Source organism: Streptosporangium sp. NPDC004379 (genome assembly GCF_042873875.1).
GTDB lineage: Bacteria > Actinomycetota > Actinomycetes > Streptosporangiales > Streptosporangiaceae > Streptosporangium.
The window spans coordinates 9,925-27,578 of the sequence record NZ_JBIAMC010000017.1; the positions used below are offsets into that span (position 1 = coordinate 9,925).

At 71.9% G+C, this 17,654-nt stretch carries 20 protein-coding genes; 10 read left to right on the forward strand and 10 right to left on the reverse strand.

The features are described 5' to 3' along the window. Positions 1–454 precede the first annotated feature (454 nt). Entirely contained in the window at positions 455–1,777 is a 1,323-nt protein-coding gene (locus ACFYSC_RS29470) for an MFS transporter (RefSeq protein ID WP_389968171.1), read from the reverse strand. Between the two features lie 376 nt (positions 1,778–2,153). Here ACFYSC_RS29470 and def point away from each other — a divergent pair, with 376 nt between their 5' ends. Together def and ACFYSC_RS29480 are read left to right on the forward strand one after the other, a co-directional pair. Further along, a complete protein-coding gene (gene def / locus ACFYSC_RS29475) occupies positions 2,154–2,633 on the forward strand; it encodes a peptide deformylase (protein ID WP_362937184.1) in 480 nt (159 codons plus the stop codon). 217 nt (positions 2,634–2,850) lie between these two features. Then, the gene (locus ACFYSC_RS29480) at positions 2,851–3,054 is read left to right on the forward strand and encodes a cold-shock protein (protein ID WP_179828083.1); all 204 of its coding nucleotides are present in this window, start codon (positions 2,851–2,853) and stop codon (positions 3,052–3,054) included. Positions 3,055–3,205: 151 nt separating this feature from the next. On the opposite strand, the gene ACFYSC_RS29485 is transcribed toward ACFYSC_RS29480, so the two are convergent. After that, positions 3,206–3,733 (reverse strand): MBL fold metallo-hydrolase, encoded by a 528-nt coding sequence (locus ACFYSC_RS29485; RefSeq protein WP_389968174.1) that lies wholly within the window; start codon positions 3,731–3,733, stop codon positions 3,206–3,208. Between the two features lie 182 nt (positions 3,734–3,915). Here ACFYSC_RS29485 and ACFYSC_RS29490 point away from each other — a divergent pair, with 182 nt between their 5' ends. Genes ACFYSC_RS29490 through ACFYSC_RS29500 form a run of 3 tightly spaced genes read left to right on the forward strand, consistent with a single transcriptional unit; the run spans position 3,916 to position 6,156 of the window. Continuing rightward, the gene (locus tag ACFYSC_RS29490) at positions 3,916–4,845 is read left to right on the forward strand and encodes an alpha/beta hydrolase (RefSeq protein ID WP_389968175.1); all 930 of its coding nucleotides are present in this window, start codon (positions 3,916–3,918) and stop codon (positions 4,843–4,845) included. A gap of 33 nt (positions 4,846–4,878) precedes the next feature. Then, positions 4,879–5,334 carry a GbsR/MarR family transcriptional regulator gene (locus ACFYSC_RS29495; RefSeq protein WP_389968177.1) on the forward strand — a complete coding sequence of 152 codons (456 nt, stop codon included), beginning with the start codon at positions 4,879–4,881 and terminating at the stop codon, positions 5,332–5,334. 9 nt (positions 5,335–5,343) lie between these two features. Then, on the forward strand, positions 5,344–6,156 hold the full coding sequence (locus tag ACFYSC_RS29500; RefSeq protein ID WP_389968179.1) for a class I SAM-dependent methyltransferase: 813 nt from the start codon (positions 5,344–5,346) through the stop codon (positions 6,154–6,156). A 76-nt stretch (positions 6,157–6,232) separates the two neighbouring features. On the opposite strand, the gene mshC is transcribed toward ACFYSC_RS29500, so the two are convergent. From mshC to ACFYSC_RS29520, 4 genes are all read right to left on the reverse strand, one after another. After that, positions 6,233–7,456: a cysteine--1-D-myo-inosityl 2-amino-2-deoxy-alpha-D-glucopyranoside ligase gene (gene mshC, locus ACFYSC_RS29505; protein ID WP_389968181.1), complete on the reverse strand. Its 1,224-nt coding sequence runs from the start codon at positions 7,454–7,456 to the stop codon at positions 6,233–6,235. A gap of 123 nt (positions 7,457–7,579) precedes the next feature. After that, entirely contained in the window at positions 7,580–8,341 is a 762-nt protein-coding gene (locus ACFYSC_RS29510; RefSeq protein ID WP_362937164.1) for an SCO1664 family protein, read from the reverse strand. Beyond that, entirely contained in the window at positions 8,338–8,919 is a 582-nt protein-coding gene (locus tag ACFYSC_RS29515; protein ID WP_389968184.1) for a DUF3090 domain-containing protein, read from the reverse strand. Before ACFYSC_RS29515 ends, ACFYSC_RS29510 begins: the two co-directional genes overlap by 4 nt. Positions 8,920–8,929: 10 nt before the next feature. After that, entirely contained in the window at positions 8,930–9,628 is a 699-nt protein-coding gene (locus ACFYSC_RS29520; protein ID WP_389968186.1) for a histidine phosphatase family protein, read from the reverse strand. Positions 9,629–9,693: 65 nt separating this feature from the next. On the opposite strand from ACFYSC_RS29520, the gene ACFYSC_RS29525 reads away from it, so the two are divergent. Together ACFYSC_RS29525 and ACFYSC_RS29530 are read left to right on the forward strand one after the other, a co-directional pair. Further along, positions 9,694–10,638 carry an aldo/keto reductase gene (locus ACFYSC_RS29525; protein ID WP_389968188.1) on the forward strand — a complete coding sequence of 315 codons (945 nt, stop codon included), beginning with the start codon at positions 9,694–9,696 and terminating at the stop codon, positions 10,636–10,638. A gap of 243 nt (positions 10,639–10,881) precedes the next feature. Next, a complete protein-coding gene (locus tag ACFYSC_RS29530) occupies positions 10,882–11,892 on the forward strand; it encodes a hypothetical protein (RefSeq protein ID WP_389968189.1) in 1,011 nt (336 codons plus the stop codon). 155 nt (positions 11,893–12,047) lie between these two features. Here ACFYSC_RS29530 and fabI read toward each other — a convergent pair whose 3' ends face one another. Together fabI and fabG are read right to left on the reverse strand one after the other, a co-directional pair. Beyond that, positions 12,048–12,812, reverse strand: coding sequence for an enoyl-ACP reductase FabI (fabI, locus tag ACFYSC_RS29535; protein WP_389968191.1), 765 nt, complete (start codon positions 12,810–12,812; stop codon positions 12,048–12,050). A 2-nt stretch (positions 12,813–12,814) separates the two neighbouring features. After that, the gene (gene fabG, locus ACFYSC_RS29540) at positions 12,815–13,519 is read right to left on the reverse strand and encodes a 3-oxoacyl-ACP reductase FabG (protein ID WP_389968193.1); all 705 of its coding nucleotides are present in this window, start codon (positions 13,517–13,519) and stop codon (positions 12,815–12,817) included. A 77-nt stretch (positions 13,520–13,596) separates the two neighbouring features. Between fabG and ACFYSC_RS29545 the strand changes: the two genes are divergently transcribed. Both ACFYSC_RS29545 and ACFYSC_RS29550 read left to right on the forward strand, forming a co-directional pair. Further along, a complete protein-coding gene (locus ACFYSC_RS29545; protein WP_389968195.1) occupies positions 13,597–15,096 on the forward strand; it encodes a TldD/PmbA family protein in 1,500 nt (499 codons plus the stop codon). Continuing rightward, entirely contained in the window at positions 15,093–16,460 is a 1,368-nt protein-coding gene (locus ACFYSC_RS29550; protein ID WP_389968197.1) for a metallopeptidase TldD-related protein, read from the forward strand. Before ACFYSC_RS29545 ends, ACFYSC_RS29550 begins: the two co-directional genes overlap by 4 nt. 49 nt (positions 16,461–16,509) lie before the next feature. On the opposite strand, the gene ACFYSC_RS29555 is transcribed toward ACFYSC_RS29550, so the two are convergent. Then, positions 16,510–16,722, reverse strand: a complete 213-nt coding sequence (locus tag ACFYSC_RS29555; RefSeq protein ID WP_389968199.1) for a dodecin — start codon at positions 16,720–16,722, stop codon at positions 16,510–16,512. 84 nt (positions 16,723–16,806) lie between these two features. On the opposite strand from ACFYSC_RS29555, the gene ACFYSC_RS29560 reads away from it, so the two are divergent. After that, the gene (locus ACFYSC_RS29560; RefSeq protein WP_389968201.1) at positions 16,807–17,118 is read left to right on the forward strand and encodes a DUF3099 domain-containing protein; all 312 of its coding nucleotides are present in this window, start codon (positions 16,807–16,809) and stop codon (positions 17,116–17,118) included. A gap of 280 nt (positions 17,119–17,398) precedes the next feature. On the opposite strand, the gene ACFYSC_RS29565 is transcribed toward ACFYSC_RS29560, so the two are convergent. Then, positions 17,399–17,650 carry a DUF6457 domain-containing protein gene (locus ACFYSC_RS29565; RefSeq protein WP_389968203.1) on the reverse strand — a complete coding sequence of 84 codons (252 nt, stop codon included), beginning with the start codon at positions 17,648–17,650 and terminating at the stop codon, positions 17,399–17,401. Between the last annotated feature and the right edge of the window lie 4 nt (positions 17,651–17,654).

Genomic DNA, 17,654 nt, shown 5'->3' on the forward strand with positions numbered 1-17,654 from the left:
TCTTCCCTCGTCACTCCGCCGCTCCGCTCCCTGCTGATGGCGACACTGCGTGTCGCGGCTCGGGGCTCTGGATCCGGTGTCTTCCCTCGTCACTCCGCCGCTCCGCTCCCTGCTGATGGCGACACTGCGTGTCGCGGCTCGGGGCTCTGGATCCGGTGTCTTCCCTCGTCACTCCGTCACTCCGCTCCTGCGTTCCTCAGTCCAGACACCGGCGCCCCTCGCGGCGCCCCTCAGTCCAGACACCGGCGCCCCTCGCGGCGCCCCTCAGTCCAGACACCGGCGCCCCCTCGCGGTATCCGCCCTCACAGGCGCGGGAGCGGCGGGTGAGATCGTCATGTGTCCGATGGTGCTTTCAGGCGGTTTCACCGCTGGGTCCCCTCTGTTACTGGTGTGCTACAAGCCGCCAACGCGGTTCACATCGGCGATCGACGGGTGTGAACCCTCCGTGGGCGGCTCAGACCCGGGCGGTGGCCAGGCCCGTCACCGGCCCGGCCGACCGCAGGTAGCAGGCCCACGTCAGCAGCGCGCACACCGCGTAGAAGCCGGCGAAGGCGGCCAGCGCGGCGCCCGCGCCGCCGGTCCCGGCGATCGAGCTGCCGAACCCGCGGTTGATGAAGAAGCCGCCGAACGCGCCGATCGCGGAGATGATCCCGACCGCGGCCGAGGCGTCACGCCGACCGGCTGCCAGGGCGGCCTCGTGGGCGGGGGTCCCGGGTGCGAGCCCCGCCGTGGCCTTGGCCCGGAAGATCGCCGGGATCATCCGGTAGGTGGAGCCGTTGCCGACCCCGGTGGCGGCGACCAGGAGCAGGTAGGCGCCGAAGAACAGGAGGAAGTCGTGCCGGGCCAGGCCCTGCCACACCAGCGCGGCCGCCGCCGCCATCGCGGCGAAGTTCACGAGCGTCACCCGTGCCCCGCCGAGCCGGTCCGACAGCCACCCGCCGGCCGGGCGGACCAGCGAGCCGAGGAGCGGGCCGAGGAAGGCCAGCCAGACCAGGGAGGCCCGCTCCGGGAACTGGCTCTTGATCAGGAGCGGCAGCGCGGTGGAGTAGCCGATGAAGGAGCCGAAGGTACCGATGTAGAGGAGGGACATGATCCAGGTCTGGGCCCGTCCGGCGATTCTCAGCTGCTCGCGCGCCGGGGCCCGGGCGGCCGACAGGTTGTCCATGAAGAAGAACGCGCCGAGCGCGGCGGCGACGATGAAGGGGATCCAGAACAGCCCGGCGGCGGCCAGCCCGAAGGCGCCGATCACCAGGGGCATGAGGAGCTGGACGGAGCTGACGCCGATGTTGCCGCCGGCCGCGTTGAGGCCGAGCGCCGCGCCCTGCCGTTCCTGGGGGTAGAAGTGGGTGATGTTGGCCATGCTGGAGGCGAAGTTGCCGCCGCCCAGGCCCGCGGTGGCCGCGATCACCAGGAACATCCAGTACGGCGTGGCCGGGTCGCTCACCGCGACGGCCAGCAACACCGCGGGGACGAGCAGGAGCAGCACGCTGACCACGGTGAAGTTCCGGCCGCCGAACCTCGCCGGGCCGAAGGTGTAGGGAAGGCGCAGCGCCGAGCCCACCAGGTTGGGCAGGGAGACGATCCAGAAGAGCTGGTCGGTGGAGAACCGGTAGGAGCCGAGCTGCACGGCTACGATGCTCCACACCGTCCAGAGTGTGAAGCCGAGATGCTCGGCGAAGATCGAGAAGACGAGGTTGCGCCGCGCGATCCTCCGCCCCCTATCGGCCCAGAACCCGGGGTCGTCGGGCCGCCACTCGGCGATCCAGCGGTTCGCCATCGTTCCTCCTGCTCGCTTCTGTCCTGTCGGACCGCCGGACGCGGTTCGTCCGGCAAGATCAGCCAGCATCCTAGGAGGGTTGGTTACTCACTTTCGTGACTCGGGATAGTGAGCCGGTTAAATACGGCTAACCGTGGAAATGCGCAACGCACGAGCCGCACGGATGAAACATCCCGGAAACCCGGCGGCGGTAGGGCCCGCCACCCGGCGGGCCGTGCCGGGCCGGAGCCGGATGCCGGGCGCGCGCGGAGAGGACGACCGGCGGGGGTTCGGCGGACCGCGGGGAGGACCCGGTGATCCGCGGTTGAGACGACGCCGGAGCGGGAATCGTCCGCCTGACCTTCCGCCTGTCGTTTCGCCGCCCCGGGGAGTGCGCGTGGCCGTCCAGCCGATCCGACTGTTCGCCGATCCCGTCCTGCGCACCGCCGCCGAGCCGGTGACCGCCTTCGACCGGTCCCTGCGGGAGCTGGTCAAGTCGCTCCAGGCCACGCTGCGCGCAGGCGCCGGCCGGGCGGGCCTGGCCGCCCCGCAGATCGGTGTCCCGCTGCGGGTCTTCGTCTACGACGTGGACGGCCGGTCCGGCCACCTGGTCAACCCGCGCGTCGAGGCGTCCGAGCGAACGGTGCTGGCCGACGAGGCGTGCCTGTCGGCGCCCGGCGTCTGGTGGCCGCTGGAGCGTTCCTACATGGTCACCGCCCGCGGGCGCGACATGTACGGCAAGCCCGTCACCCTCCGCGGTCTGGGCACGCTCGCGCGGGTCCTGCAGCACGAGGCCGACCATCTCGACGGCGTCCTGTTCGTCGACCGCCTGCCCGATGACGAGCGCGAACGATTCCTGCAGGAGATCTCCTCCTGAGTGTCGGTATCGTTCGCCGCCGGGAGCATGTAGAGTTGTGGTGTTGCAGTCGCAGTTCTTGATGACGCTTGACGACGTTTGTCAGCTCAGGTGTTCCGGGAAGCCGCCGACAACGGGCGCCCCATTTTCTCCGGTGATTCTGGCGGATACGAGGTGGTCCGCGCAGCCCCGAGCCGTCACCTGACGGATCGGTGAGACTAGATCAGGAGAAAAAGTTTTGTCTGAGGGCACCGTCAAGTGGTTCAACGCCGAAAAGGGCTTCGGATTCATCGCGCCGGATGACGGCAGCGCCGACGTCTTCGTGCACTACTCGGCCATCGCCTCCAGCGGCTACCGCAGCCTGGAGGAGAACCAGCGTGTCAGCTTCGTCACCACTCAGGGCCAGAAGGGCCCGCAGGCCGAGCAGGTTCAGCCTCTCTAATCAGGGCTGACCGCGCTCGACCGGTCTGGGCCCTGCTTCTGTGGATCCTCACCACGGTGAGGATCCACGAGAACAGGACCTGAGGGGGCCATGGGCTTCCATCCGGGCCCGCACCGCTTCGGCGGTGCGGGCCCGGACTCGTTCTCCGGCATCAGAGGGCGACGACGGCGCTCCGGCCGGGGCTCAGCAGGGTGAGCCGGTCGGCGAGTCCGGCCTGGCTGAACGCCTCACGCAGTTCGTCGCCGCCCTCGGTGAAGTGGCTCCAGCCCTCGAAGCGCAGCGGAACCACGTGCCGGGCGCCGAGGAGGGCCGCCGCCTCGGCGGCCTGGGCGCCGGTGAGCGTGCGGTGGCCGTCGATCAGCGCGGTCCGCGCCGCGCCCGCGAAGAGGACCGCCACGTCGATCGGGCCGGTCCGCGCGGCCATCTCGCGCACGATCCGGAGAGAGGCGTTGTCCCCGCCGACGTAGACGGTCGGCGGGTCCTCCCCCGACAGCACGAACCCGGCGACCTCGCCGACCAGGTGCTCGCCGCCCTCAGCCCCTCCCCGGCCCGAGCCGGCGGCCGGAACGGACGTCAGGGAAAGGGCGGATGGCGAGGTGCGGTGGTTCATGCCGACGATCGTCCCGTTCGACCGTGGTGCCCCGGGAGCGGCCTGAAAGCCATCCTGCAATAGGTTCACGCCACGCGAGAGCCGTGCGGGGACCGTGCGAAGGCTCGTTCCCCGTCACTCGTGGACACCGCCGATGCGCCGAGGTGACCAGCGGCGCGCAGCCCTCTTCCGTGGACGCAGCCTTCCGGATTGACATTGCTAGCTATTTCAGTCATGTTTGAAATAACTAGCCAACAAGCACGGAGCAGGCCATGGAACACGTGACCTTCAACAGCCTCGGCACCCGCTGCGCGGGCGATCTCTACCTGCCCGAGACGAGCGGCCCGGCCCCCGGGCTGGTGCTCGGGCACAGCGGGGTGATGGTCAAAGAGGCGCTGGCGTTCTTCGCGCCGCACTTCGTCAAGGCCGGCTTCGCGGTGCTGGCCATCGACTACCGCACGGTCGGCTCCAGCGAAGGCGAGCCGCGCGGCCTGGACCACCCGGAACGGCAGGTGGAGGACTTCCGCAGCGCCGTGTCCTACCTGCAGACCCGTCCCGAAGTGCAGCCGGAGCGGATCGGGGTGTGGGGGGTGAGCATCGGCGGCTCGGTGGCGGCCCAGGCCGCCGTGCTCGATCGGCGCATCAAGTGCGTCGTGGTGCAGAGTCCCAGCCTGTGGAACGGATGGCGGTACATGGAACGCCTCCTGGGTCGTGCCGGTGTCCACGCGCTGCGCGACCGGCTGCAGCAGGACTGGCAGCGGCGCTACGAAGGCGGGCAGAGCGCCCGCGTGCCGCACCTGACGCTGGAGGGCGACAGCGTGAAGGACACCCCGGACATGTCGACCCACCTGTTTCCCGCCTATCGCAACGAGAAGACCCTCGACTCAGCCGAGCACCTGCTCACCTTCGCACCGGAGAACCTCATCCACCGGCTCGCGCCGACGCCGCTGCTGATGATCGCCAACGGCGGCTGGGACCCGTACCACATGCTCAAGGAGGCGCAAAGCGCCTTCGCCAAGGCGGGCGAGCCCAAGCGGCTCGTGGTGCTGCCCTACGACGTGCTCGGCCTCTACACCGGTCCGGGCCTGGAGGAGGCGATGGCGCTCGCGATCGACTGGTTCGACCTCTACCTGCGCAGGACCCGGCTCGCGGACATCACCCCGGCACCCACCTACGAGTCGGTGGCCGCCATGACACAGTGAACCCGCACGCGATCGACAACGGAGGATGCGACGATGAGCACTGAGGAACAGCAGGACCGGCTGCTCCGCTGGGTGGAGCGGGTGGCCACCTTCTGCGTCGAGGAGTGGGGGCTGCCGCCCATCACCGGACGCATCCTCGGCTGGCTCATGATCTGCGATCCGGCCGAGCAGTCCGCCGGGCAGATCTCGGAGGTCATCCAGGCCAGCCGGGCCTCGCTCACCTCGAACATGCGGTTTCTCACGGCCATCGGCCTGGTCAAGAAGGTGAGAAGACCCGGCGATCGCGTCTCCTACTACCGCATCGAAGACGACGCCTGGCAGAAGGTCATCCAGCGCAAGCTCGAAAGCCTGAGCGCGTTCGGCGAGATCGCCGACGAAGGGTTCGGCATCGCGGGCGGCGAGGGACACCGCACCGAGCGCATCAAGGCCGCCCACGACTCCCTGACGTGGCTGCAGAACCTCGCGGCCCGTCATCCGCTACGCCGTTGAGGAATCCCCATGCACCGCTGGCGACCCGAGCTCGGGCTGATCCAGGAAACGCTGCTGCTCACCCTCCACGCCAGAGCCCTGGACGCCGGGCGGCCCAGCCCGATCCTCGGCGACACGTTCTCCGCCGATCTGGCCGGCAAGATCGATTACGACTTCGCCAGGCTGCGGGTCAAACCCAGCCTCGTCCTCACCACGGCACTGCGCGCCAAGAAGCTCGACGGTGTCGTCCGCGCCTACGTCGCCGCTCACCCCGGATGCGTGGTGCTCGACCTGGGCTGCGGCCTGGACACCAGGATGCTCCGCTGTGATCCCCCGCCCGGCGTCGACTGGTACGACATCGACTTCCCGGAAGTGGTGCACCTGCGGGCCGGATGTCTGCCCGGCCGTTCCCACCTGGTCGGAGCCGACCTCACCCGCTCCGACTGGCTCACGGCCATCCCCGGTGACCGGCCGGCGATGATCGTCGCCGAGGGGCTGCTCCCCTTCATGCCCGGCGACTCCTTCCAGGCGATGACCCGCGCGCTGGCCGGCCGTTTCCCTTCGGGCGAGCTCGCGCTCAACGGCTACACCCGCTTCGCCGCCTGGGCCATGAAGTACCACCCGACCATCAAGGCGCTCGGCATCAAAGCCGCCCAGGGCTTCGACGACCCGCACGAACCGGAGTCCTGGGACGCCGGCCTCGAACTGATCGAGGAGCAGATCCTCACCCGCGCACCGGAAGTGGCCCGGTTCCCGCAACCCCTACGCGCGCTCACCCGTCTCACCGCCCGCAGTACGGCCTTGTCGCGGCAAGGGGCCCGCATTCTCCGCTACCGATTCTGACCGCCCCGGTCCCGCGCGGCGTCCGCGCGCGGGACCGGCGAGGCCGGTGTCAGCCCGGCCGGCCGGCGAGGCGGCTTCAGAGGGCGACGCCCAGCAGGGCGTCGGCGAGGTCGCGGACCAGGGCGGGCGCCTGCGGCTCGGCCCCGCCGCCCGCCAGGGCCTCCTCCACCCAGGCGTCGACTGCGGCGAGCGCCCCGGGGGTGTCGAGGTCGTCGGCCAGGCGGGCGCGGACCTCGCCGAGCAGGGCCAGGGCGTCCGGACCGGCGGGCAGCGCCGCGGCCGAGCGCCAGCGGGCCAGCCGGGCCTCGGCGTCCGCGAGCTGGCCGGCGGTCCACTCCCAGTCGGCGCGGTAGTGGCGGGCCAGCAGGGCCAGCCGGATGGCCATCGGGTCGGTCTCCTCGCGCAGCCGCGAGACGAACACGAGGTTGCCCTTGGACTTGGACATCTTCTCGCCGTCGAGGGCGACCATCCCCGCGTGGACGTACGCCCTGGCGAAGGGCCACTCGCCGCAGGCGACGTGCCCCTCGTGGGCGCCGCACTCGTGGTGCGGGAAGATCAAGTCGGAGCCGCCGCCCGCGACGTCGAAACCGCTGCCGAGGTTGTCCAGCGCGATCGCGGTGCACTCGATGTGCCAGCCCGGCCGGCCCGGCCCGAACGGCGAGGGCCACGAGGGCTCGCCGGGACGCTCGGCGCGCCAGAGCAGCCAGTCGAGGGGGTGCTTCTTGCCCGCCCGGCCGGGATCGCCGCCCCGCTCGGCGGACAGGGCCAGCATCGTCTCCTCGGAGTACCCGGAGACGGCGCCGAACTTGGGGGCGGCGGCGACGTCGAAGTAGACGTCGCCGTCGAGGTCGTAGGCGGCGCCCTTGTCGCGCAGGGTCTCGATGAGCTCGACGACCTGGCCGATCGCCTCGGTCACGGCGACGTACTCGCGCGGCGGGATGATCCGCAGCGCCTCCATGTCGGTGCGGAACAGCCGGATCTCCCGCTCGGCCAGGTCACGCCAGTCGACGCCGGTCTTCTCGGCGCGCTCCAACAGCGGGTCGTCCACGTCGGTGGTGTTCTGGGTGAAGTGCACCTCGTGCCCGCCGTCCCGCCAGACGCGGTTGACCATGTCGAAGGCGAGATAGGTGTTGGCGTGGCCGAGGTGGGTCGCGTCGTAGGGCGTGATGCCGCAGACGTACATCCGCGCCGTGGGGCCCGGCCGGGTGGGGACGACCTCTCCCGCGGCGGTGTCGAACAGCCGCAACGGGACACCGGCACCGGGGAGCGGAGGGACCTTCGGCGCAGACCACGATTTCATATGACGAACCTATCCAGCAGACAGACCGCCCCGATCGCCTCGGGGCGGTGGACACACAAAGGGCAATGATGTCAACCGCGGTGACGCACCGGCTCATTCCGGCCGGGGCGGCATCGGGCGGCGTCAGATGGGGGGCCAGGGGATGGCGGGCCAGTCCTGGGAGGGCAGCGGGTGCAGGCCGGTGTCGAGGAGCCTGCGGACCCTGACCCAGGTGGCCTCGACCTCGGCGAGGGTGAGCAGCTCACGCAGCCGGCGGCCGAGGCGGCCCTGCTCCAGGTCGCGCTCCAGGCGGGCCAGGACGTTCATGGCCTCGCGCGACAGGGGCTTGCCGCGCCACTGCCACAGCACGGTGCGCAGCTTGTCGTCGGTGGAGAAGCAGACGCCGTGGTCGACGCCGTAGACGTGCCCGTCGGGCAGCGGGAGCAGGTGCCCGCCCTTGCGGTCGGCGTTGTTGATGACGGCGTCGAAGACGGCCATCCGGCGCAGGGCCGGCTGGCGTCCGCGGATCAGCGCCATCAGGTCGGCCTCGGGGTCGGCGTCGACCCACAGCTGGCACATGCCGGGGCCGAAGGGGCCCTCGCGGTAGACGGTCGGCGGCACGATCCGCCAGCCGGTCGCCGCCGACACCTCGAAGGCGGCCACCTCGCGGGCCGCCAGGGTGCCGTCGGGGAAGTCCCACAGGGGACGCTCCCCCCGCACGGGCTTGTAGACGCAGGCGGCGGTCAGCCCGCCGTGCCGGATCGAACAGTAGAGCGTCATGTTGGTCGCCTCGACCAGCCGCCCGGCGATCTCCATATGCCCCTCGCGGAGCAGACGCAGCGCGGTCTCGTCGTCCATTCCCGCCGTGGACGCCGCGCTCAGCGCAGGCTCGCTCTCGGCACTCATTCGCCTCCCTCGCCCGGTGAAACGCTCCTACCCCGATAACCGTTGAGACGCACGCAGATATGCCCCTCGGCGTCGAGAGGCTGGCCGCACAGCGGGCACGGCGGCCGCCCGGCCGCGACGAGGGCCAGGGCGCGCTTGCTGAACGCGCGGGCCGCACCGGGGGTGATGTGCACCCTCAGCAGGGCCGGCTCGGCGAGTTCCTCCTCGAACACCTCGCCCTCGGCGCCCTCGGCGGTGACCTCCTGGGCCTCGATGACCACCATGGAGGCGTCGGCGTCCCAGGCGAGCGCCATCGTGCCGACCCGGAAGTCCTCGCTGATGGGCATGTCGAGCGGGTCGTTGTCGGTGAGCGCGAGCGGCGCGGCGGCGGGCACCTCCGCGGTGCCCCCGCTGCGCCGCAGCACCTCGTCGAGAAGCTCGTCCAGGCGATCGGCCAGGGCCGTGACCTGGAATTTCTCCAGGGAGACGGTGGTCAGTCTGCCCTGTGCCCTGGCCTGGAGGAAGAAGGCGCGTGACCCCGGCTGCCCAACGGCACCGGCCACGAATCTGTCGGGCGGGTCGTAGTCGAAGACCGGCATAGTCCTGACCTTACGTCGTTCCGGCTCCGCCGCCGACGGCGGCGTCGCTTCCGGACGGGTTTTCTCCTCCGCCGGCGTCGTCCGCGCCCTCCGGGGGCCGCAGGCCGGCCACGTCTCCCCCGAGGTCGTTGAGCCTGAGCACGAAGGGACGCATGGGGGTGTAGCGGATCGCGGTGAGCGACGCCGGGTCGGCGGATATCCGCTGGAACTGGTCCAGGTGGAGCCCCATGGCGTCGGCCACGATCGCCTTGATGACGTCCCCGTGGCTGCAGACGAGGTAGACGGCCTTCGGGCCCAGCCGCTCGTTCCACTCCCTGACGGCGCTCACCGCGCGGTGCTGGACCGCCGCGAGGGACTCGCCGCCGGGGAAGGTGACGGCGCTGGGGTGGTTCTGCACGACCGGCCAGAGCGGGTCCTTGGCGAGCTCGCCGAGCGGGCGCCCGGTCCAGTCGCCGTAGCGGCACTCGCCGAACCGCTCGTCGGTCCGCACCGGCGTCTCCCGGCCGGCGGCGACCGCCAGGGCCGTCTCCTGGCAGCGTTCCAGGGGACTCGAGACGATCGCGTCGAGCTCCAGGGCCGAGAGCCGGGAGGCCAGCGCCCCGGCCTGTTCTCGGCCCCTGTCGCTGAGGTGGACTCCGGGGGTCCATCCGGCCAGCACCGGGCCGGTGAGGTGGGTGAGGCCGTGTCTGGCCAGCAGCAGGGTCGTCACGCGGCCAAGTCTTGCAGGCGGTGCTCCACTACTTTTAACTGGCCGGACGGTAACCTGGCCGGATCATGGAGCAGCGCTATGTGGGCCGGAGCGGGCTGTCGGTCTCCCGCCTCGGACTGGGGACGATGACGTGGGGGAGCGACACCGCCGCCGAGGAGGCCGCGGCCCAGCTCCGCGCCTTCGCCGAGGCCGGGGGCACGCTCATCGACACCGCGGACGTCTACACCGGCGGCGAGGCCGAGAAGCTGCTGGGGCGGCTGCTCCGCGACACGGTGCCGCGGTCGCGGCTGGTGCTGTCCACCAAGGCGGTGCTCACCCCGGCCGGCCGCCGGCCCCGGGACGCCTCCAGACGGCACCTGATCGCCGCCGCCGACGCCTCGCTGGCCCGTCTCGGCGTGGACGAGGTGGACCTGTGGCAGCTGCACGCCTTCGACCCGGAGGTGCCGCTGGAGGAGACCCTGGCCGCGGTGGACACCATCGTGGCGTCCGGGCGGGCGGCGTACGCGGGGGTGTGCGACTACACGAGCTGGCAGCTGGCGGCGGCCGCGGCCGGGCAGCGGGCGGTCCACGGCCGGGCGCCGATCGTCGCGGCGCAGGTCGAGTACTCCCTGCTGGCCAGGGACGCCGAGCGGGAGCTGATCCCGGCGGCCGAGCACTCGGGCGCCGGCGTGCTGGCCTGGTCCCCGCTCGGCAGAGGCGTCCTGACCGGCAAGTACCGCACGGGCGTCCCCGCCGACTCCCGGGCGGCGACCCCGCACTTCGCCGACTTCGTCAAGCCGTACCTCGACGAGCGGTCGCGCCGGGTCGTGGAGTCGGTGGCGACCGCGGCCGAGGGCCTGGGCGTCTCGCCGCTCTCGGTCGCGCTGTCCTGGGTGCGCGACCAGCCGGGGGTCGTCGCGGCCATCGTCGGCGCCCGGACCTCCGCCCAGCTCGCCGGAGCGCTCCAATCCGAGGAGCTGACGCTGCCGCTGGAGATCAGGGAGGCGCTGGACGACGTCTCGGCCGACTGAGGCCCGCCGGAGCGGGCACCGGCCGGGCACCGCGTGCGACGCCTCCCCGGGCCGGAGATCGGTGATGACGGCCCGCGCGGAACGGACGCCGACGAGTAGAACAAGAATCGATCTCGTTTATCACGCGTCAATACCGAATCGTCCCTTCATCTGGCGAGACCGGCCCTTCCCGCAAAACTGTCGATTAGCGCATCGGGAGGGGAGCCCGGTGGCCAGCGAGGCGTCGTCGAGCGAGGGGGACCGTTGCGAACTGCGATCTCGGCCGGTGCGCTCGTGCTCGCACTGATCGGGGCCGTCCCCCTGGCCGCCGCGGCGCCCGCGGGGGCCGCCGTGTGGCCGGCGCAGCCGGGCTGCGAGCACCGGGGGCCGCTGGGCGGCGTGACCGGCGGGCTGTGCGAGACCCTCGGCACCGTCGGCGACACCGTCGGCAGGACGGTGGACGGCGTCGGCGAGGCGGTGGACGGCGTGGGCGAGACGGTGGGCGGCGCCGTGGACCGCCCAGGCGAGACGGTGGACACCGGACGGTTCGGCGTCACCGCCGAGACCACCACCGGCACCGGTTCCGGCACCGGCGACACCGGTCTCGGCGTCGAGGTCGGCGTCACCACCGGCACCCGTACCACCGGCCCGGACACCGGCGCCGGGACGAAGACCTCCGACGCCGCTCCCCGGTCCGCCGGACCGGGCGACGACTCCTCTCCACCGGGAGACGGCGCGGCCGGACCCGCCACCGCCGCGCCGCGGGCCTCCGCCGGCCCCTGCGCCCCAGCGGTCTCCTCCCCGTGCGCGGAGGAGGCCGAGCGCTCCGGCCGGAAGCCTCCCCTCGGCAAGGTCCCGCCGACCGCGAGGCCGCTCCCCCGCCCCTCGCGGAGCGACGAGCCCGAGCAGGCCGTACGGCGGGACACGTCGTACGGCCCGCCCCGCCCGGAGGCGACCCCGCCCGTCCGCGACACGGACGCGGGGCCGGTGACCGCCGAACCGTCCCCCCCGGTGGCCGATCCCGAGGCTCCGCGGGTGGAGCTGCTGTGGCCGGGCGCCGGGATGCACGAGTTGCGCGACCGGATGCCCACGGACCGGCCCGTCAGGCCCACCCGGTCGTCCGACCCGGCCGGCACGGCGCTCACCACCGTGCTGCTCGTCGTGGCGATCCTCGCGGTCCGCCTGCTGTACGTCCGGCGGGGCGGCAGGGAGTCGATGCCCTTCGAGCCGCTGAGACTCGGCCGGCACCGGACGGCGCCGGCCTCCCGGCTCTGAGCGGCCCAGGGCTCCGCAGGGATCCCGCCCGATCCGGGCGGTTCACCGGCTCCCGACGCCGGAGAGCCCCGGAGACGTGGGTCCGCGAGACGCCGGAAAGCACGGGGGCCGGCGCCATGGACGCCGGCCCCCGCTTCGGCACGCCGTACGGCCCGTCAGCCGCCGATCGCGTGCACGCCCCCGTCGACGTGCACGATCTCACCGGTCGTGGCGGGGAACCAGTCGGACAGCAGCGCCAGGCACGCCTTGGCCGCGGGCACGGTGTCGCCCAGGTCCCAGCCGAGCGGCGCCTTGCCGGGCCAGCTGTCCTCGAACTCGGCGAAGCCCGGGATGCTCTTGGCCGCCATGGTCCGCAGCGGCCCGGCCGCCACGAGGTTGACCCGGATGCCGTGCCCGCCGAGGTCACGGGCGAGATACCGGGAGCAGGACTCCAGGCCGGCCTTGGCCACGCCCATCCAGTCGTAGACGGGCCAGGCCTTGCTGGCGTCGAAGTCGAGGCCGACGATCGAGCCGCCCTCCTTCATCAGCGGCAGGCAGGCCTGGGCGAGTGCCTTGAACGAGAAGGTGGAGACGTGCAGGGCGGTGGAGACGTCCTCCCATGAGGTGTTGAGGAAGTTGCCGCCCAGGCAGCTCTGCGGGGCGAAGGCGATGGAGTGGACCACGCCGTCGAGCCCCCCGACGTGCTCGCCGACCCGGTCGGCCAGCGAGTCGAGGTGCTCGGTGTTCTGCACGTCCAGCTCGATCACCGGCGGCGGCTCGGGGAGCCGTCTGGCGATCCGCTCGACCAGGCTGAGCCGGCCGAAGCCGGTCAGCACGACCTGCGCCCCCTCCTCCTGGGCCAGCTTCGCCGCGGAGAAGGCGATCGAGGCGTCGGTCAGCACTCCGGTGACCAGGATGCGCTTGCCTTCGAGGATTCCCATGCTCAGTGCCCCATTCCCAGGCCGCCGTCGACGGGGATGACCGCCCCGGTGATGTAGGCGGCGTCTTCGCTCGCCAGGAACCTGACCACGCGGGCGACCTCGTCGGCGCTCGCGTAGCGGCCCAGCGGGATGTTCTTGCGGATCATTTCCTGGTGCGCCTCCTCCAGCTCCGCCGTCATGTCGGTCTCCACGAAACCCGGGGCGACGACGTTGACGGTGATGCCGCGCGAGCCGAGCTCACGCGCCGCGGAGCGGGCGAAGCCGATCATGCCGGCCTTGGAGGCGGCGTAGTTGGTCTGGCCGGCGGAGCCCAGCATGGCCACCACCGAGGAGATCAGCACCATCCTGCCGCGCCTGAGGCGCAGCATGCCGCGGGTGGCCCGCTTGACCACCCGGTACGCGCCGGTCAGGTTGGCGTCGATGACGTCGGTGAAGGTCTCCTCCTTCATCAACGGAAGCAGGGTGTCGCGGGTGATGCCCGCGTTGGCGACCAGCACCTCGACCGGGCCCTGCTCGGCCTCGACCTTCCCGAACGCCTCGTCGACGTCGGCCGCGCTGGTCACGTCGCACCGCACGGCGAGGAAGCCCTCCGGGGGCTCCCCGGAACGGTACGTCACGGCGACCGAGTCACCGGCCTTGGCGAGTTCGCGGGCGATCGCGAGGCCGATGCCGCGATTGCCGCCGGTTACGAGAACAGATCGAGCCATGTGAGCGACGCTATCGCCTACCGGGGGGTAAACCTCTTGTCCGCCAGGGACAAGATCACAGGGCTAGGATCGTCGACATGCGCCAGATCGACTCCGATTTCCTCGCCCTTCCCCTGAGACGGCTGGCCGACGCGGCCCTGCAGCGCGCCCGCGACCTCGGCGCCGAGCACGCCGACTTCCGGCTGGAGCGCATCCGGTCGGAGGTGCTTCGGCTGTCGGACGCCTCCTTGGAAGGTTCCATGGACGCCGACGACCTCGGCTACGCCGTACGGGTCGTCAAGGACGGCACCTGGGGCTTCGCCGCGGGCATCGACCTCACCCCCGAGGCGGCGGCGCGGGTCGCCGAGCAGGCGGTGGAGGTGGCGGCCGTCTCCGCGGCGGTCAACCGCGAGCCGGTCGAGCTGGCCCCCGAGCCGGTCCACTCCGACGTCACCTGGGTCTCCTCCTACGAGATCGACCCGTTCGAGGTGCCGGCGCGCGACAAGGCGGCGCTCCTCGCCGAGTGGTCGGACGGCCTGCTGCGCGACCCGCGCGTGGACCACGTCCGGGCCTACCTCAACCAGGTCAAGGAGCAGAAGTTCTACGCCGACACCGCGGGCACGGTGACCACCCAGCAGCGGGTGCGCCTGCACCCGTATCTGGAGGCGACGAAGGTCGAGGCCGACCGCTTCGACTCGATGCGCACCCTCGCCCCACCGGTCGGCCGGGGCTACGAGTACCTCACCGGCACCGGCTGGGACTTCCCCGCCGAGCTGGCCGCCCTCCCCGAGCACCTCGACGGGAAGCTCAAGGCCCCCTCCGTCGAGGCCGGCGTCTACGACCTGGTCGTCGACCCGTCGAACCTGTGGCTGACGATCCACGAGTCCATCGGGCACGCCACCGAGCTGGACCGCGCCCTGGGCTACGAGGCCGCCTACGCCGGCACCAGCTTCGCCACCTTCGACCGGCTCGGCTCGCTGGTGTACGGCTCGCCGGCGATGAACGTGACGGGCGACCGCACCGTCGAGCACGGCCTGGCGACCGTCGGCTACGACGACGAGGGCGTGGCGACCCGGGAGTTCGACATCGTCTCCGGCGGGATCCTGACCGGCTACCAGCTCGACCGGCGGATGGCGCTGCTCAAGGGGCTGGGCGCCTCGAACGGCTGCGCCTTCGCCGACTCCCCCGGGCACATGCCGATGCAGCGCATGGCCAACGTCTCGCTGCGGCCCGCCGACGGCGGCCCCTCCACCGAGGAGCTGATCTCCGGCGTGGAGCGCGGCGTCTACGTCGTGGGCGACAAGAGCTGGTCCATCGACATGCAGAGGTACAACTTCCAGTTCACCGGCCAGCGGTTCTACCGGATCGAGGACGGCCGGCTCGCCGGGCAGCTCCGCGACGTCGCCTACCAGGCCACGACCACCGACTTCTGGGGGTCGATGGAGGCCGTGGGCGGGCCGCAGACCTACGTCCTGGGCGGCGCGTTCAACTGCGGCAAGGGGCAGCCCGGCCAGGTCGCCGCGGTCAGCCACGGCTGCCCGTCGGCGCTCTTCCGCGGCGTGCGCATCCTCAACACCCTCAAGGAGAGTGGCAAGTGAGCCCCCAGGAGATGATCGAGAAGGCTCTCGACCTCTCCACGGCCGACGACGTCGTGGTGATCGCGGACGAGAGCTCCAGCGCCAACCTGCGTTTCGCGGGCAATACGCTGACCACCAACGGCGTGACCCGCTCGACGCGGCTCACCGTGATCTCGGTGGCCGGGCGGGGCGTGGGCGTGGTGTCGCGGTCGGCGGTCCGCCCCGAGCAGCTCGCCGACATCGTCGCCGAGGCCGACCACGCCGCCGAGGACGCCGCCCCGTCCGAGGACGCCCGCCCCCTGGTCGAGGGGTCCCGCTCGGCCGGCTGGGACGACCCCGCCGAACCCACCTCCATCGGAGTGTTCGGCGACTTCGCCCCCGCGCTGGGCGAGGCGTTCGCCGCCGCCGAGGCGGGCGGGCGCAGGCTGTACGGCTTCGCCGAGCACATCGTGACCACGACCTACGTCGGCACCTCGGCCGGGACCCGGCTGCGGCACACCCAGCCCACCGGCCGGCTGGAGCTCAACGCCAAGTCGGCCGACATGAGGCGCTCGGCCTGGACGGGCGTGGCCACCCGCGACTTCGCCGACGTCGACGTGGCGGCGCTGGACGCCTCGCTGGCCCGGCGGCTGAAGTGGTCCGAGCGGCGGATCGACCTGCCCGCGGGCCGGTACGAGACGCTGATCCCGCCGTCGGCCGTCGCCGATCTCATGATCTACATGTACTGGACGGCCGGCGCCCGGGACGCCCTGGAGGGCCGCACGGTCTTCTCCAAGCCCGGCGGCGGCACCCGCGTCGGGGAGTCGCTGGCCCGGCTGCCGGTCCGCCTGTACAGCGACCCGGCCGCGGCGGGCGTCGAGTGCGCGCCGTTCGTGGTGGCGCACTCCTCCGGCCGGCAGAGCTCGGTGTTCGACAACGGCCTGCCGCTGGCGCCCACCGACTGGATCTCCGGCGGCGCGCTGTCCGGCCTGATCCAGACCCGGCACTCGGCCGGGCTGACCGGCCTGCCGGTGACGCCGGCCGTCGACAACCTCCTCATGGAGGGGCCCGGGGGCGGGCGGTCGCTGGAGGAGATGATCGCCTCCACCGAGCGCGGCCTGCTGCTCACCTGCCTGTGGTACATCCGCGAGGTCGACCCGCAGAGCCTGCTGCTGACCGGGCTGACCCGGGACGGCGTCTACCTGGTGGAGAACGGCGAGGTCGTGGGCGAGGTGAACAACTTCCGCTTCAACGAGAGCCCGGTCGGGCTCCTCGGCCGCCTCACCGAGGTCGGCGCCTCCGAGCAGACCCTGCCCCGGGAGTGGAACGACCACTTCACCCGCGCCGTCATGCCGCCGGTCCGGGTGCCGGACTTCAACATGTCCACGGTCAGCCAGGCCAGCTGACCGCCTCCGCCGTACGGCGGGACCCCGGCTCCGGGGCCCCGCCGTACGGTCAGGCGTCCTCCAGGCGGAAGCCGATCTTCATCCCGACCTGGAAGTGCCCGACCTCGCCGTCGACGATGTGTCCCCTGACCTCGGTCACCTCGAACCAGTCGAGGTGACGCAGGGTCTGCGAGGCGCGCCGGACGCCGTTGCGGACGGCCGCCTCGATGCTCTCCTCCGAGGTTCCGACGATCTCGGTCACCCGGTACGTTCGATCCGTCATACCGTCCTCCTCCATGGCCATGATCGCACGGCCGTCCACGAGGCCCGGGTTGGACCCGCCCCGGCCGAGGTCTAGGTTGGATACGTGAAGGTATGGCACAGGCGCCAGACGGTCCACCAGGTCACCGATGCCCGCCCGTCCCTGACCGAGGACATCGGCAAGCGCGAGAAAAGCTATCTGATCAAGATGGGGATCCGGCTGGCCTGCCTGATCCTCGCCTTCACCGTGCCCGCCCCACTGCCCGTGCGGCTCCTGCTCTTCGCGGGGGCGATTTTTTTGCCGTACGTTGCCGTGATCGGGGCCAACGCCCCGCAGAAGGGCCCACCGCTTGACCCTGACATGCACGAAACGGGACAGAGTGAAATACCTCGCCACCGACGCGAGATCGGGTCGTGACTAAGTCTTGACGCACCTTGGGGGTAGTAGGTGTACGCTTTAGCCAAGTGCCCTGGTCCCCCGTCGGGGCACTGGTGCCGGCGTTCCGGGCCCCCGTCGGAACGCCGATGAAGCGGCGCCGGGTGGTTTGCCCCCGTAACCACCCGGCGTCGCCTTTTCTCCCTCTTTCTTCTCCGACGCGCAGGCTCTCCGGCATGCGAGCGGAGACGGTCGGCTTCGCCGTCCCTCTCCGCCGCGCGGCGGTCCTCCCCCGCCCGCCTCTCCGGCGCGGAGGCGGTGACTACGCGGTCTCGCCGCCGGCCCGCCGTTCCCAGTCCCTGGCCAGTCCGGTCAGCCGCTCCACCGCGTCCGGCGGCGCCGTGCCCGCGCCCTGGGCCAGCCCCAGGAGATACGCCGTCAGCGGCGCGGCCGGGCGGGTCACGCCGTGCGCGACCTCCTTGGTCAGGTCCAGCAGCGCGTCGCGGTCGACCACCGAAGGGTCGATGCCCAGCTCGCGGCAGGCCAGGGCGGTCCACTCCGTCAGCACGTTCACCTGT